We start from the raw sequence: 15,395 nt of genomic DNA on the forward strand, positions 1-15,395 counted from the left end.
TGTATGCACGTTTTCTCAATGTGTACGGCTCTCCGGCCGGGCCGCTTCGTCTCTGCGGAACATCACGAAAAATGCCCACAGCAGCAGCCCGCAGGCCACCAGCACCGCCCGCTCCCGCAGCAGGCGGCTCGTTACGGCCCCTGCGGCCGCCCCGGCGATGAAGCACAAAATGATGCCGTAATACTGGGCCGCGCGGCTCCCCTGCTCTGCTTCTCCGGTCTGCAGCCAGCGGTAGAGCCGCTCCGTGCCGCTGCGCAGGTTGCCGGTGCACATGGTGGTGGCAAAGATGTTTCCATTGACCTTGCGGAAACTCTCCACCTGCACTGCGCATACAAAGGACACAGCCACGTTGGCCGCCATGTTCCAGCGCTGCGGCAGAAAGGCCACCGCCAGCAGGATGCACAGCTCCGCCAGCACGCTGAGCTGCCGCCAGTGGATGCCGGGCCAGGTCCCGGACCGGCTGCGGATACACTCAGCGGCCACCACCCCCGCGGCAAAGGCCAGCACCGGCACCAGATAGGTCAGGGCCGTCCGCCACTCGCCCTGGATGGCGTGGATCCCCAGGAGCACCATGTTGCCCGTCTCGGCATTGGCAAATACCTTCCCCCGCACGCAGTAGGAGTAGGCATCCAGAAAACCCCCCGCCAGTGCCAGCACAGCGCCCAGGGCAAAGGTCTCCGACATCTGTTTCTCTCCGGTCTTTTTCACCCAAAGCGCCTCTTTCCGCTTACCGCCGCGCAAAAGGGGGTGGGCCGGACGGCCCGCCCCCCTCGGCGTTTCTCATTCAGAAGGACAGGTTCAGCCCTCCGGTGATGCTCTGCATGGAGGCCGCCATATCGCTCTCCGCCGTGTGCAGCGCGCCGTTCACCGCCGCCACGATCAGGTCCTGGAGCATCTCCACGTCCTCCGGATCCACGGCCTCGGGGTCGATGGTCAGGCTCTTGAGCTCCCGCTTGCCGGTGACCACCGCCTCCACCACGCCGCCGCCGGCCTGGGCGGAGTACTCCTTCTCCTGCAGCTCGGCCTGCATCCGCTGCATGTCCTGCTGCATCTTCTGGGCCTGCTTGATCATGTTCATATTGATGCCGCCCATACCGCCCATGCCGGGACGGCCGCCAAATCCTTTTGCCATCGTCTCTTCCTCCTGTGTCCTATTTGATGATGATCGTCTCGTACTGGCGGCCCTTTGCCACCAGATCGTCCAGATTGTCGTGCTCCGGGGCCGCAGCCTGAGGGACTGCATGCCGTGCCTCCTGTACCGCAGGGGCCTGCCCTACCGCTACCTTGCAGCGCACCGGCCGGCCCAGGATCTCCGCGGCCGTCCTCTGCACCGCCTCCAGCGTGGAAACCTTGCCCACCAGGGACCGGGTGAAGTCGGACTCCACCCACAGCGTCAGCACATCTCCCTCCAGCCTGCCCTGCACCATGGCCGGATTGCTGAGGAAGGGGTACTCGCCCATGGGCACCCGGCCGTGGAGCGCCGCCGCGATGCCGCTCCACACATCTCCGCCGCCGGGGACGGGGGACGGTTCGGATACCGGCGGCGGTGCCGGCGCTCTGGTGGACGGCGCCGACGGCACATCGTATGCCGGCTCCCCCGGCTCCTCGGGCAGAGGAGGACGCTCCTCCATCTCCCAGGGGGGCAGGTCTTCGGGAACGGACGGCGCCGTTTGAGGCGCGCTCCGCGCCGGGGTGGGGGCCTCTTCCCGCACTGCCGCCGGGGCAGGCGGTGCGCTCTGTACCGGGGCGGCCTGTTCCGCAGGCGCGGGACGGACCCCTCCGTCGGCCATGGCCCGCTCCAGCCGGGAGATCCGGGCGCTCAGCCCGGCGGGACTGCTGTCCAGCGTGGTGTCGCTGAGCCGGATGAGGCACAGCTCGGCGTCGGTCCGCCGGTTGCCGCTGCGGGACAGGTCGGAGATGGTCCCCTGCAGCAGGCTCAGCATCTGCATGAGTCTGGGCGCATCCAGCTGGTTGGACAGCCGCCGCATGGTGCTCTCGTCATATCCGCCGGTAAGCAGGGCCGCGCCGCCCTGGGGGGCGGTCTTGCGGATGAGCAGGTCCCGGGTCAGGCCCGCCAGCTCACCCAGCAGACTGCCTACATCCTTCCCCGCGCCGTACAGCCGGCCCAGGGTCTCCAGCGCGGCGGCGGTCTCCCCCGCGGCCACATGTTCCATCAGGGCAGCCGTCTCCAGATTGCCGGCCAGTCCCAGGGCGGAGAGCACCTCCTGCTCGCCGATGACGCCGGAGGGGTTCATGCACTGGTCCAGAAGGGAGAGGGCGTCCCGCAGGCCGCCGTCGGCCAGGCGGGCCAGCAGGCCGGCGCCCTCCGCCGTCAGCTCGATGCCCTCCTCCTGTGCCACATAGCCCAGCCTCCGGGCGATGTCCCCGGGCAGGATGCGCTTGAAAGAGAACTGCTGGCAGCGGGATTTGATGGTGGCCGGTACCTTGTGCAGCTCGGTGGTGGCCAGAATGAACATCAGATGGGCGGGGGGCTCTTCCAAAATCTTGAGCAGCGCGTTGAAGGCCGCGGTGGAGAGCATATGGACCTCGTCCACGATGTATACCCGCTTGCGCACGGCGGCGGGGGTGTACACCGCCTCGTCCCGCAGGGCGCGGACCTGGTCCACACCGTTGTTGGAGGCGGCGTCCAGCTCCAGCACGTCCAGAATGGAGCCGTTTTCAATGCCCAGGCAGGCAGGACACCGGTTGCACGGATTGCCGTCCACCGGGTGCTCGCAGTTTACCGCCCGGGCCAGAATCTTGGCGCAGGAGGTCTTGCCCGTGCCCCGGGTGCCGGTGAACAGGTAGGCATGGGACAGCCGCCCCGCCGCCACCTGGCGCTTGAGGGTATCGGTAATATGGCTCTGGCCCACCACATCGTCGAAGGTGCGGGGCCGCCACTTGCGGTAAAGGGCCTGATACATCGCTGTCACCTCACATGGGCATACCGGTATGGAACTTCCCGTCTCCATTTTGATAGCAAAAAAGGAGCGGAGGATGGGGTATGACCCGACGCCTCGCTCCTCCCTTTTTCCTGCCCGGTATATGGCAAGACCGCACACCGGCCTTTGAAGTTTCCGATATGTCCGTTACCCGGGCAGCCGGCTCAGGAGCGGAACGCCCGCGGCACAGGCCGCGTTCCGCTTAGTGCTGCTTGGTTCCCCACCTGACACGGTTCACGGGGCAGCCTTGCGCGGGACCGATCCATCATTACTGCTTACCTGGGTCAGACGACACACCGAAAATCCGGGGGCCGGGATTCATCCCTGCTGCAGCGGATTGCAGGTACAGGGCACCGCTATCTCCCCGACTAGTGCGGCCTTGCCGCATACCGGACAGGCTGCGCCCATCCACGCGGAAAGCTCGTATTTATTATCATACATCATTTTACTTCAATTATCAATATCGCTTTTTGATTTTTTAAAAAAGGGCTTTACTTTTTATGTTTGGATTGCTATAATAGCTGTTGCTATGAGTTCTCCCGCCCCTGCGGCAGGACTCATGTGTATGTTCAGATCTGCCGTCAGCCAGTCATGCAGGCTGCTGCGGAGAAAACCAAATAGTGATATGGGGGCGTAGCTCAGTTGGGAGAGCGTACGGTTCGCATCCATATGCAGTCACATCCCACAGCTTAGGTTCCTTTCCAATTCAGCAGTCCGATTTCCCGGACTTTCCCCTCAAAATTGAATATCTCAAAAATCCGTTTTTCATAACTTTTTTGATTGAAAAATGGCTGATTTGGGCGGTTAGCTCAGCTGGGAGAGCGCGGCGTTCGCATCGCCGAGGTCGAGGGTTCGATCCCCTTACCGTCCACCAAAATTGGAAATCGCCGCAGTTTTCACTGCGGCGATTTTTCATTTGACCACAGAAATACCACAGACGGATTTCCGGTTTGACCACTTGACTGGCACCCCCTTCTCGGGAGTGCCCGCCTTTTTTGTTTACAGCGGCCCAGAAGTTGAGGGGCTTTCTTCGGAATCTGGGATATGACAGTGACCCGGCCAGTGCCTACGGCCACTTTATGCACCAGACGCTGTTCCTCCAGCACATAGAGGAGGTTCTGAGTTCCAGAGACCTAAAACCGAGCCAAAATATTTTGTTATCCTTCAAACTTCTCAATCTGGCAGAGCCCCATTTTCCCCCACGGGCCGCTGACCATCTTGCCCAGGGCCGAAGAAATTCGTATGGCGTGCTCTGCGTTAGCCGCGATCAGGAAGTAATCTCTCACAGTGCCTTTTGGGCAGGTGAGAACGGATACCGGTTTATTTTGAACCCCTTCGATTCCAAGCAATCTTTCTTTGAACTCCGGGAAAAAGGTCTCCAGTTTTTTCCGGGGACGGTGATTGTAGAGCACCACACTTTGTCCCCGCTTCAAGTAATCGCTCAGTTCTTCGTCCCACACATACTTGACGCTTTTCGCCGAACCCTTTCCAACACTCTTCACGATAAGACCGTTGTCGGGATCCAGAAAAACAATCTCACAGGGTGCCAATGTCTCCAAGGCATTGTTGTGCCACTGATATCGGCCAGCAACAGAAATCACTTCGTGATAATACACTGTTTTACCGGGATTCAGAAGAGCTGCTTGTTCCAGCCGAGCAATGGAGCGGACATCACTTTCCGAGATTTCCCGCAGCGCACCGGCCAGGGGTTCGTCACACACGAAATACTTCGGATTGATTTTGTGCTTTCCATCCTCATGGAGAAAGGTGCCGGTATCTCTGTCCCGCTCGCTTTCCGGCGGGTCTGCCTTATACCAGTTGACACCCAAAGAAAACCCCTCCGAAAGAAGTGCTTTCAAAAGTCCGAATTTCCAAAAATCACCAATGTCGCCCGCATACCGATCCTGCATACATTCCCTCACTTTTTCAAACGCTCATGATAGCTGTTCTTCCTCCGACAGGCGGAACACCACCATCTCATCTATCGATATTTCACTCAGTTTACAGGGAATCCCGCCCCGAAGATAGGGCTGTAACTGATAAAATGCCATGCATTGCTCCAAATGCTCCAGCAGCTTGGCAGAGCGGCGGCGGTATCCATACTGCTTCAGCAGGGTTCGCAGCTTGATGCGCACATAGCCGCAGTCCGAGAAAAATCGCAAGCGGAATCGCACTTCTTTGAAGTACAAATCCAAATTCGAAAAATCACTGAGAAAGGATTCTTCACTGAGATGAGCACCGCAATCGGCGGCATCCCGCTGAATCACAGGAAATTCCCGGTCGATACAGGGTTTCTCCCGAAGGTACAGCGACCAGTACGCCACATCCAGCAGAAAGGTACGCCTGCTTTTCGCCAAATCCGGCGCAAGAAAGCTCTGTTCCTCTGCCCATATTTTCTCCAAAAGCGCCGACTCCGCCCGGATGCCCAAGTCCCGGAAGCTCAGAAGCGCCGCCACGTCCAAAGCAGCATAAGGAAGCCCCATTACTGGTCCCCCTTGCGCCCATTACAGCTGCGGCACAGGATCTGCAGATTTTCCGGCACGCTCTTTCCGCCTTTGTTCATGGGGAGGATATGATCCACCTGGAAGGGGACCCTGCTGGCCGCTTCCATGCCGCAGCAGGCACAGCGATAGGTTCCCTGCGGCGTTTGGGCCTTGTCAAAGGCCCCATCTCTCAGTTCTTTTTCTCTCTGGGGATCCAGCTTCCCGATCTCATAGAGGGGGAGATCTTCCAACGCCTTGGTGTCATAAGTAATATGCTCGTCATAGAGGCCGGGATGGGCCAGCTTGTTTTTCTCGATCTCCACCTGATGCATAAAGTATAGCTTTCGCCCAAAGAACAGCCGCAGCAGGTTGTCATCCCCTTGGTTCCAAAGCGATTCCACATACTCCGCCGCTTTCCTCTGGCCCATATCCTCATCCCAAATGTGTTTGGCAATGGCTCCCACATTCAGGCGGCTGCGGTCAATATGGTCAAAGGTATAGAAGGCAGGGGCTGCCTCATACTGGGCATAGTACTTCAAAATGCGCACCACATCATCTGCTGAATAAGGCGGGATCATCTCGCCGCAGAAATAGGTATTCCGGCACTGGCGCTCCATCTGCCTCAGGACATCCTTGGGCAGATACTCCTCTGTCGCACCAAAACTGGAAAAGAGAGCGGGCAAATTCTCCATCATCTGGCGGTAGGCCTCTGCCGTGCTGTCATAGACCATGACCTGACAGGAGAGGTCCATGCCGTTTTCCTCCAGATAGGAAAAGGCATACATCCCCACGGGGATCCGCTGGGTAAAAGGCACCTTCTCCAAGGCAGTGGTATCGATGGAGTTATCCAGCATGGTAGCAAATTCTTCAATTTTGGAGAGGGAAATCATGCGGATCTCCCGCTGAATGCGGTCTGCCATATCGTCCGAGAACTCGTTATTCCCTTCAAACAGGCTCTCGGGATTGACCCAGGCGATATGCTCATCCCAGTCGTCCACAAAGGACACAATGTAGGCGGTATCCGTTCCTCCCGCAGCGGGTCCGCGCAGTGCGCGTCCCACCATCTGGGTCATCAGAATGGTGGAAACGGTGGGACGGGCAAGAAAGACTGTACCGGTTTTCGGCAGGTCGACACCCTCCGTCAGGATATTGACATTGATGAGAACCTGGAGTTTTCCATCCCGATATGCTTGCAGCTTCCGCTCATTGTCCTCCCGGCTTACAGTCACGCCGGTAACCGCATCCCGGATAGAGGAAACCACATAGTCCGAAGCAATCCCCTCTTTTCGGAGCAATGCATTCAGTGCGATCGCATGGTCTACATTTACCGCAAAAACAATGGTCTGGCCATATTTCTTCTGTCCTTCCCGGTAAGTATCCACAATCAGTCGATTACGGAGCGCACTGTCGGCGATCTGCCGGGCCACATCCTCCGGAAGCGTATCCAGATGCTGAATGCTCTCCCAGGCCTCCAGCCCCAATTCCTGACCATACTTCTCCTCTGTCTGGTAGCTCTCAAACACCGGCTTGGCCAGGATTCTGCGGCTGATCAGATCCTTCAGACTGATTTGATAGGTGATGCCCACATCGTTGTGCACCACCACATTGTTCTTCATCCCGTCCGTGTAGATTTTACCCAGCAGTCCCTGCTCCTCCTCCGCTGTGCGGAAAGGCGTGGCAGTCAGACCGATGAGCTTCACATAGGGCACCCTGGACCGGACATAGTCGATCACCCGCCGGTAGGTCTTTGCCGTGGAGTGGTGGGCCTCATCTACCACCAGGAAAAGTTCTTCCTCCCCGGCAAGCCACTCGTCCAGAGCGGACAGATTGCGGCCAATGCTGTCCTTGCTGACAATGAGCAGGTCGTCATCCGGGCAGATGTCAACGGTTCTGCCGTGACTGCCGGAACCGGAGATGATCCGGTAGCGGAAGCCGGAGATATGGGGAATCACCTCGGTATATGCGTACTTCTGAAAGGCCTCCGCCGCCTGGTCCAGCAGCATTTGCCGGTGGGCCATCCACAGAATTTTTTTATGCCGGTCAACGGCGTTGTGCAGCAGCCACAGCGCTGCGGTATAGGTCTTTCCTCCTCCGGTGGGCAGTACCACCAATGTGCTGAACGCCGCATTGGTATTGATTTGATCCATACACTCCATGGCCTTTTTCTGATGCTCATAGGGTACGCGGTCATTGACGCCGCTGCGGGGCGCGATCCGCCCACTGGATGTGATCTCTTTTCTCTCTCCTATCATAAAGATTCCTTCTCTCTATTTTATTCAGAAAGAGCGGCCCGCCAACTGGTAGCAGATCTGAATGGTGGAACTTTTCCCGCTGGGGGTGGTATGCACCACCACGTCTCCGGGGCTCATAGCCTGATACATGGCGCTGCATACGGAGGGCATCTTGTTCTGCAAGTCCATGGCTTTATGGATCTCACCGGAAATCAGCGTACAGCTGCTCTCGCCATTCTCCTGATACTGAGCAAGCGTTTGGAGAATATATCGAAGGATCTCCGCTGTCCCCACCTTCTGCCTTGCCTGCGCGGCTTGATTTTCCTTGGAGGCTTTGGACGTTGGGACAACGGCATAGCTTATGTGGGAGGGACCGGCCAATCTGCACTCCAGCGTCTCCAGTTCCTCATCCGTCAAAGGGACTCCATCCAGCCCCTGCTTCAGCCACATGCCGCTCTCCCGAATCTCTTTCTCCGGACTGAATCGGCCCAGCCAGGAGTTGCTGGCCTGAAAATCTTCCGTTTGGTGAAGCGAGGCAATGATCCCCTCCTCCAGACGCAGCCGCTGCTCCTGCGTTTCCACTTCAAAGGCAGAAAACGTCATGTGCGTCCTGAGGTACCGGCTGACCGCCTGCTCCACCTCTCGTTCCCGATGCAGATCCTCCATTCCTTTATAAGGAGGCCGGGAAGTATCCAGTGACCATGTTGCGAGATAGGGATCGCCGGTTTGATGCAGCAAGGCCTTCCCTATGTTTTTTCGAAAAATACTTCCGTTGTGGTTTTCCCGCACGAAGTGGTCTCTTAGCCTCTGCCGCAGGCGATCGGGGGATGTATGGGTACCCACCCGCACAATGCGGGGCATCCCACGGTAAGTCTCTCCCTCCTCAAAGACCAGATAAATCCCATTCCGGAAGGGCACCTCATCAATCTCCTCCCAAGTATATCTTGGGAGCGTGGCCAGCAGTTGGTGTAGGCGGAGACAGTGGGATGCGGAATCGATGCACAGACTTTTGCCTGTCATCTGCCGCTGCAAAAAAGCGATTCTTGACCCAATGGGGAGATTGCCCAGAGGAAGGATTGCATGCGGCAAATGGGGCAGAAGGTGCTGATAATAGCGGCGCCCAGCCAGGATAAGGAAGGTATTGTGCTCCAGATTAAACCGCTCCCCCATCTGAGCAAGTACATAGTTGGCCCAGTCTCTCTGCCTGTGCTCCGGAAGGTCGGCGAGAGTCAGGTCATAGGGTGCAATCACATCCGTCTCTTCCACCAGTCCGTATTTTGCCGACAGGATATAGACTTTGTCCGCGTTCCGCTTGGCGTATTGGTAAGAAAGCGAAAACAGCTGACTGGGCGCATACAGTTCCCGGGCAGAGCATGGGTGGTCCGCCTTTAATTTACTGCAGGAAATCAGCGCAATCCTCATGGGGTTGATTCCTCCCAGTTCATTTTCTCTGAATCAATTTCTCCGAGCACTATGATCCTGTGCCGCAAAATACCCTTCCAATCGATATGGCTCCAACAGCGGCAGGTTCTTTTTTGAGAGGTTCAGGCCCCACTCCGGCTTGCTGTGCTGCCCCGGTTTGTCATAGTTCCGGTCAACAAACAGCCCATTGGGGGCTTTCCAAACCTGAGCAGGGATCACATAACACGCCGGCAGAGCACCGTCCTCAAACAGCAGCAGACACACCAGCCGCCGGGGCGAGAGCACCATCTTGTCCTTCCGGATATAGACGTAGTCCAGGTTCCGAACAGCCTTTACCTGAATCTCATAATACTGATCATCTGCCGGGTTCCTTGCCACAAAGTCAACACCATGATCATCCACCTCGGAGGTGTAGACATCATATCCGTAGGATACAAACTCCATTTTTGCGTAGTACTCAGCATATCGGCCCAATTGCAAATGCGAGAGTTTGGACCAGGCGGTATTTGGCATCTTCTCCATTGCCTCTTTTCTCTGGGAATTTCGTCGAACTTTCCTATCGCATCCAGTATACCGTCCCTTCCTATATTCGGCAAGTAGCAACATTTTCGTTCAGAGAAAATATATATCCAGCTATGGAAATGATCCATCACAAATTGGGAGGGCTGCGCTTGTTTCAGGCGCAGCCCTCCCGGTTTTCTTTCATATTATCCCTGCCTTTGGAACTCCGCCCGAATCTCGTCATAGTACCGATGCACCGTGGAGCGATCCATCTGTAATTCTCTGGCGATCAAGGACTTGCTGGATACGCCGGGGTGCTCTCGCAGGTAGGCGGCGATGGCCTTCTTTTTGGGACTCACCCCGTCGGGATATTCCGTACTTGCGCCGGAGCGGAGAGCTGCGATCTCCGCTTTCATCTCCAGGATCAGCACCCTCAACTTCTCCTCGCACTCCTCACGGGTCTTGGCATAGACATTTCGGGAGTGTTTTTTGCCGTCCGGCCACACCGGGGAATAGCGGCCCTCCCAGAGGTGTTCTCGCAGTTGGCTGACGCACCCGGTTCCCGGCCTGCGGCGGGGCGGCTGAACCGGCTCAAAGTCCTGCTTTGGGGGTTCGTCTGTCTGTTCCGGCATGAGCTCCACTTCCGCCTTGGCGATGCCCTGATCGATGCTCAGCGCCGCCTTGCGGCGCATCTCGTCGGTGATATGGGTATAGGTGTTCAGCGTGGTCGCCGAGGAAACATGGCCGATGATGGTGGAGAGCGTCTTTACATCCATTCCGTTCTCCAGGGACAGGGTGGCAAATGTATGGCGTAAATCATGAAATCTTACACGCTTACACCCTGCACGCTCCAAAATCACTTGGAGTCTCTTTCGGACATAGCCGGGGTCGATGGGTTGCTCCGGCTTGATTCGTGAGGGAAACATCAATTCAGAGAACACACCCTTTTTGTACTCAGCCAGCAGCTCCACCATGGCGGGCGGCAGGATGATGGTGCGGTTGGCCGCTTTGGTTTTGGGCTCATTGAGGATCAGCTTTCCACTTACGGGATAGATCTGCTTGTCGATACGCAGTTTTCCAGTGGCGAAGTCCAGGTCGTCCCATCGGAGGGCCAGCAGCTCACCCCGACGCATCCCGGTGGTCAGTTCCAGCAGGAAGAGTTCATACATTCCCTCCGCCTTGGCCTGGATGAGAAAGCGCTGGATCTCCTCCTGGGTCAGAATTTTCATCTCCTTACCCTTCATCGGTGGGAGTTTACAGCCCACCGCCGGGTTGGTGTGGATCAGTTTCTCCTCCACCGCCTTGTCCAGGGCCATCTGGCAGACGGCGTGGCAGCTGCGCACCGAGCGGTCCGCCATGCCGGGGCCTCGTCGCTCCACATTGGCCTTCCGCCCGCTCTCCTTCATGCGTCGGAAGAACTGCTGGAGCTCCGCCTGGGTCAGTTGGTTCAGTGGGATGTCTCCCAAACCCGGGATCAGATGATTGTAGATGTGCTGGGCTATGATTTAGTCTGGCAGAAGCGCCGGGAGGTGAGGTAATATCGCAGGACCTGCTTACGGCTATATCCGTGTATCAAGCAAAGATCAGAACGAGGACAGGCAGCTTGTGGCTATGCGGAATAAAGTATATCGATAGCTAATATGACCCGCTTTTGTCTCAAGATAGCATAAAATAATTAACGATAAACATTAAAAATCTCTTGACAAAGCATATGTATCGGTATATACTGCAAACATAACGATAAACGTTAAATAATTTATGTTTTGCGTAGGAGACGTTCTTATGAATTCTAAAACTCTTTCAAACTTCCACAAGTTCGGCAAAGTGGGCAAGATTGCAATGACAGTCTTAATGGTCATAGCAATCTTAGCGGCTGCAGCGAGCTGTGTAGCTACAATTTTTGTGTCTACGCTTCCAAAGAATGCGCTAACAGTTCGCGTTACCAATCATGCCGAATTCAGGATCAACGAAAAGAATTTCGATTCCCTGTGGGACATTCTTGCAGATGGTTTTTCTTGTGCGGGGGACGTAAGCCCCGAGGCAATGCTGAGCGGTGGAAATAATAAGATTATTCCTCCTGAAGATCAGGATTTCAATATGGAACTCTCATTTTTCAACCAGTCATTTTCTTCCGCCAAAATTCATTCCGAAGAAAACACAAAAGTGATCGAAGCCACGTCATCGCCTGCTGAGTACCGTTCGGCGAATTTGGTGTCAGTCCTTATCTTCGCGACTTTGTTTGCTGCTTCTGCTGCCGCAGCTCTGTTTATGCTGAAAAGACTGTTTGCGGTGCTTGCAAAGTGTGAATCTCCGTTCTGCGAAGAACTTGTGACAAAGATGAGAGCATTCGGTTTTTCTCTTCTTCCCGTTGCGCTGTTTGCCACCATTGGTGAAACGCTGTCTACCGCGTTCCTGTCTGCCGGAAGAGACACCGGGATCAGCATTCAGTGGGGCGTCTTAATTGCTTTCGCCGTAACAATGTGTTTGGTGACTGTATTCAAATACGGGGTTCAGCTCCAAAAAGAATCGGATGAAACGCTGTAAGGGGGCGGACAATGGGACATATTGTTTTAAGGCTGGACCGCGTAATGGCGGACCGGAAAATGAGCCTGAATGAGTTGTCGGAGAAAGTCGGCGTTGCAAATGTGAACCTTTCCAAGATGAAGAACGGGCATATCAGCGCCATCCGGTTTTCTACATTGGCTGCGATATGTGACGTGCTGCAATGTCAGCCGGGTGACATATTGGAATACAGCCCTGAAGAATAAAATGAACGTGGATGAAGCATATGCCGATAAAAAGGGCAAACGATGACCATGGCGCCGGAGCAAATCCTCAAGGATCTCTTTGTAAGAACTGAAACATAACAAGCGGAAAAACGATAAAACGGAAATTCCCTGTAAGGTGCCCGCCTTACAGGGAATTTATTCTGATCATCTATAATCTTACATTAAACTTGGAATAGCCCAAAAATATTCCACTTGACTTCTGAAACGAAAACGGATATGGTGCCGTCTAATAGGATGAAGCCGCTTCAAGTACCGGGGGAAACACTATGGAACAAATCGAAACAAAGAAAGCTCAACTTTCAGCCGCCATGGGAGACCAGCAGATCATTCAGTTGTTCTTTCAGCGGTGTGAGGAAGCCATTACCCAGACCCAGAAGAAATATGGTGCGCTGTGCCGCAGTGTGGCCCAGCGGCTCCTGACTGACCCCAGGGACACGGAAGAGTGTGTCAGTGACACCTACCTTCGTGTCTGGAATGCCATCCCGCCGGAACGCCCCCGCTCTTTGCGGGCCTATCTGGCCCGCATCACCCGGAATCTGGCATTGGACCGCTATAAGTACAATACTGCCGCCCAGCGCAGCACCGCCCTCACCGACGCTTTTGAGGAATTGGAACCCTGGATCGTTGCCGGACAGGGTGATCCGGACACAGAACTGGATGCATCAGAGCTGCGCCGGGTGCTGAACGGCTTCCTGCGCCGTCAGAGCGCTGAGGCCCGCGTGTTCTTTTTGCGCCGCTACTGGTATGGAGAGAGCATCCGGGAGATCGCGGAAGAATGCTGTGTCAGCGAAGCAAAGGTTAAGACCTCCTTGTTCCGCACACGGGAACGGCTGCGCACGGAACTGGAACAGGAAAGGATCAGACTATGAATCAAACTCGTTTTCAAAAATGGATGAACGCCGTGGACGATGACCTGCTGGAGGAAGCGCAGCAGCCTATGAAAAAGAGACGGTCCTGGCTATACAGCGCCGGGGCGATTGCCGCCTGTCTTGCCGTGGCTGTAACTGCCGTCACCATGACCTACCGAGGCACTGACCAACCGGGCATGATCGCAAACCCCATGCACGAATCCAGCGCAGCTGAGTTTCAGCGGCTGGGGTACTCCATCCCCCTGCCGGAAAGTGCCTCCGGCACCTCTTACTACCTGATCGACACAGGGGAAAGCGACAAGCAAATGGCCGAAGTCAATTTTGAACAGGGCGGACAGTCGTACTACTGTCGTGCCTTAAAGGCAGAGCAGCCCCAGGACATCTCCGGTATTTATGCTGACTGGACGGAGAGCCTGGACTGGAGCGGCGAAGATGTTTCCGTCCAGCTGCGCAAGTCCGAGGATGCGGCCTGGGTGGGCTGGTATGCTCCGGAGGCCGAGACGCAGTGGTGTGTTGTCGGTGGCAGCGATGCCCAGATGCTGCTGGACACTGCCCAAACCATTGTGGAGAAGCTGGGGTACGTCATGCCGCTGTATCCGATGGAAAGTGTGGAGGACGCCTTTGCCGACGGCGGATACTCTGCGGACTTCACGGCAGCGGACCTTGTCAAAACCGGGGATGGGTATTCCCTAACCGCGGAGATCTATGACTATGACCGCTATGAACTGGAAGATATTCAGGGTTTGAAAGAAGGCGACCAGATCCAGGTCTGTCGGAAGCCGGTGACCGTTGAGAGCATCCGGCGGGATAACGGCACTGTCATCATCAACGGCGGCATCGAAAGCGGCGGCGTAGAGCTGATTGAGGATGACGGTCTGTACCGCACCTACGCAATGGATGACCATCCGATCTACTATGATCTGGGAACGATCACCCTGCCCCTATCTACCGACTGCACCTTTGAAGATCACGCCGACCTGGAACAGGAGCCTGACGGCTTGGTTCATGAGTATGAGGACGTCCCTGCGGCTATTCAGGCCAGTGAAACGCCCTTCAACTGCTATAACACGGTCATCACTGTCCGGCAGGAGCAGGTGGTGCAGATCATCCGCTATTGGATTCCCTGATGGATCGACATATAGAATCGAGGTAACATGATATGATTCAGAAAGAAAAATACAACGCAAAAAAGATACTTGCCCTGATCCTGTCTCTCGCCTGCGTGACAGGGCTGCTGGCAGGGTGCGGCCGACAGAACACCAGTGAAGGAAAAGCTGACGGAAGCTCCTTGGAAGAACAAACATCCGACACCTGGTATGAAATTGATCAGGAAGCAGGCATTCTGACCGTCCGCCTTCCCGCCGAAAAGGAAGGATTCATTTGGAACTTTACCATCGACGACACCACCCTGTTGGAGCTGGTCACGGATGAGGACAATGACGGCACCTTTGTTGCCAGCTTCCGGGCGCTGGGAGACGGCGAGACAACTGTGTCTTTCTCCTATGCCAGGGATGATGCGCTGGAGGAAATCCGGGCGCTGAATGTTACCTGCAAGGGCGAAAAAGTGGTCGGTATCTCCAACGCTTCCGTTATGCCCATCAGCGGGCAGGATGATCAGGAGATCACAGACCTTCGAAACAGCAACAGCATCCCCATGATTATGAAGGAACACAGCGCGGTGACCTGCGTCTCTGAGACCTGGGACGGAGAAAACAACTGGCAGAATAAGACTGTCCGGCAATTCGTCAGTTCCGATGGCCGCCTGTGGTACGACTATGAACAGTACGATGACGCTGACCAGGTAGTATACTGCGAGGCGGGATACATCAACGATGACGTTCCCGGTGCCCTGTATACCTGCGAAAAAGACGCTCTGAAGACGATGACGCTGTGTCCGGCATCTGAGTATGAAGCCATGGTGTCTGACCGCTGGCTGGCGCGTCAGGCGGGTGACTATGAGACCGTTACGGACAAGACCGACAGCACGGAGTATGGAACCGCCACCCTGACTGCCGCCAGACAGAATCGTCTGACAGGGATCAGCAGTGAGGTCATTTACTTTATCGACGATGCGACCGGCCTCATCACCGGCATGGAGGTGACGGAGCATAGTGCAGAGGACGGCAGCGTAGTCTCCGTGACCCGCAGCAATATTCTC

At 56.1% G+C, this 15,395-nt stretch carries 14 protein-coding genes, 1 tRNA gene and 1 other RNA gene; 6 read left to right on the top strand and 10 right to left on the bottom strand.

Annotated features, from left to right (window positions below; genetic code table 11):
- Positions 1 to 15: 15 nt before the first annotated feature.
- The 4 genes from ACTNBZ_RS05965 to ffs all read right to left on the bottom strand — a co-directional run bounded on the left by ACTNBZ_RS05965 (position 16) and on the right by ffs (position 3,319).
- Positions 16 to 708 carry a YoaK family protein gene (locus ACTNBZ_RS05965; protein ID WP_441208760.1) on the bottom strand — a complete coding sequence of 231 codons (693 nt, stop codon included), beginning with the start codon at positions 706 to 708 and terminating at the stop codon, positions 16 to 18.
- A gap of 76 nt (positions 709 to 784) precedes the next feature.
- On the bottom strand, positions 785 to 1,132 hold the full coding sequence (locus tag ACTNBZ_RS05970; RefSeq protein ID WP_441208761.1) for a YbaB/EbfC family nucleoid-associated protein: 348 nt from the start codon (positions 1,130 to 1,132) through the stop codon (positions 785 to 787).
- A gap of 19 nt (positions 1,133 to 1,151) precedes the next feature.
- Positions 1,152 to 2,924: a DNA polymerase III subunit gamma/tau gene (dnaX, locus tag ACTNBZ_RS05975; RefSeq protein ID WP_441208762.1), complete on the bottom strand. Its 1,773-nt coding sequence runs from the start codon at positions 2,922 to 2,924 to the stop codon at positions 1,152 to 1,154.
- A gap of 130 nt (positions 2,925 to 3,054) precedes the next feature.
- An RNA gene (gene ffs / locus ACTNBZ_RS05980) (signal recognition particle sRNA large type) lies at positions 3,055 to 3,319 on the bottom strand.
- A gap of 421 nt (positions 3,320 to 3,740) precedes the next feature.
- On the opposite strand from ffs, the gene ACTNBZ_RS05985 reads away from it, so the two are divergent.
- Positions 3,741 to 3,816: transfer RNA gene (locus ACTNBZ_RS05985), tRNA-Ala, on the top strand.
- A gap of 283 nt (positions 3,817 to 4,099) precedes the next feature.
- Here the strand turns inward: ACTNBZ_RS05985 and ACTNBZ_RS05990 are convergent.
- From ACTNBZ_RS05990 to ACTNBZ_RS06015, 6 genes are all read right to left on the bottom strand, one after another.
- On the bottom strand, positions 4,100 to 4,852 hold the full coding sequence (locus ACTNBZ_RS05990; protein ID WP_441208763.1) for a hypothetical protein: 753 nt from the start codon (positions 4,850 to 4,852) through the stop codon (positions 4,100 to 4,102).
- A 24-nt stretch (positions 4,853 to 4,876) separates the two neighbouring features.
- Positions 4,877 to 5,425 carry a hypothetical protein gene (locus tag ACTNBZ_RS05995; RefSeq protein WP_441208764.1) on the bottom strand — a complete coding sequence of 183 codons (549 nt, stop codon included), beginning with the start codon at positions 5,423 to 5,425 and terminating at the stop codon, positions 4,877 to 4,879.
- On the bottom strand, positions 5,425 to 7,677 hold the full coding sequence (locus tag ACTNBZ_RS06000) for a DEAD/DEAH box helicase family protein (protein WP_441208765.1): 2,253 nt from the start codon (positions 7,675 to 7,677) through the stop codon (positions 5,425 to 5,427). Before ACTNBZ_RS06000 ends, ACTNBZ_RS05995 begins: the two co-directional genes overlap by 1 nt.
- Before the next feature lie 24 nt (positions 7,678 to 7,701).
- Positions 7,702 to 9,078, bottom strand: a complete 1,377-nt coding sequence (locus tag ACTNBZ_RS06005) for a DUF6884 domain-containing protein (RefSeq protein ID WP_441208766.1) — start codon at positions 9,076 to 9,078, stop codon at positions 7,702 to 7,704.
- 33 nt (positions 9,079 to 9,111) lie between these two features.
- Positions 9,112 to 9,600: a DUF4365 domain-containing protein gene (locus ACTNBZ_RS06010; protein WP_441208767.1), complete on the bottom strand. Its 489-nt coding sequence runs from the start codon at positions 9,598 to 9,600 to the stop codon at positions 9,112 to 9,114.
- 185 nt (positions 9,601 to 9,785) lie between these two features.
- Positions 9,786 to 11,045, bottom strand: coding sequence for a tyrosine-type recombinase/integrase (locus ACTNBZ_RS06015; RefSeq protein WP_441208768.1), 1,260 nt, complete (start codon positions 11,043 to 11,045; stop codon positions 9,786 to 9,788).
- Positions 11,046 to 11,361: 316 nt separating this feature from the next.
- On the opposite strand from ACTNBZ_RS06015, the gene ACTNBZ_RS06020 reads away from it, so the two are divergent.
- The 5 genes from ACTNBZ_RS06020 to ACTNBZ_RS06040 form a co-directional block, all read left to right on the top strand.
- Positions 11,362 to 12,123 (top strand): DUF2975 domain-containing protein, encoded by a 762-nt coding sequence (locus ACTNBZ_RS06020; RefSeq protein WP_033120705.1) that lies wholly within the window; start codon positions 11,362 to 11,364, stop codon positions 12,121 to 12,123.
- 11 nt (positions 12,124 to 12,134) lie between these two features.
- Positions 12,135 to 12,347, top strand: coding sequence for a helix-turn-helix domain-containing protein (locus ACTNBZ_RS06025; protein ID WP_033120704.1), 213 nt, complete (start codon positions 12,135 to 12,137; stop codon positions 12,345 to 12,347).
- A 287-nt stretch (positions 12,348 to 12,634) separates the two neighbouring features.
- Positions 12,635 to 13,237, top strand: coding sequence for an RNA polymerase sigma factor (locus ACTNBZ_RS06030; RefSeq protein WP_441208769.1), 603 nt, complete (start codon positions 12,635 to 12,637; stop codon positions 13,235 to 13,237).
- Complete coding sequence (locus tag ACTNBZ_RS06035; protein WP_441208770.1) at positions 13,234 to 14,364, top strand: hypothetical protein; 1,131 nt, start codon at positions 13,234 to 13,236, stop codon at positions 14,362 to 14,364. Before ACTNBZ_RS06030 ends, ACTNBZ_RS06035 begins: the two co-directional genes overlap by 4 nt.
- A gap of 32 nt (positions 14,365 to 14,396) precedes the next feature.
- Positions 14,397 to 15,395: hypothetical protein (locus ACTNBZ_RS06040; RefSeq protein WP_441208771.1), on the top strand; the 999-nt coding region annotated here is incomplete at its 3' end.

This window comes from Pseudoflavonifractor sp. HCP28S3_F10 (genome assembly GCF_052065415.1).
Classification (GTDB): Bacteria; Bacillota; Clostridia; order Oscillospirales; family Oscillospiraceae; genus Pseudoflavonifractor_A.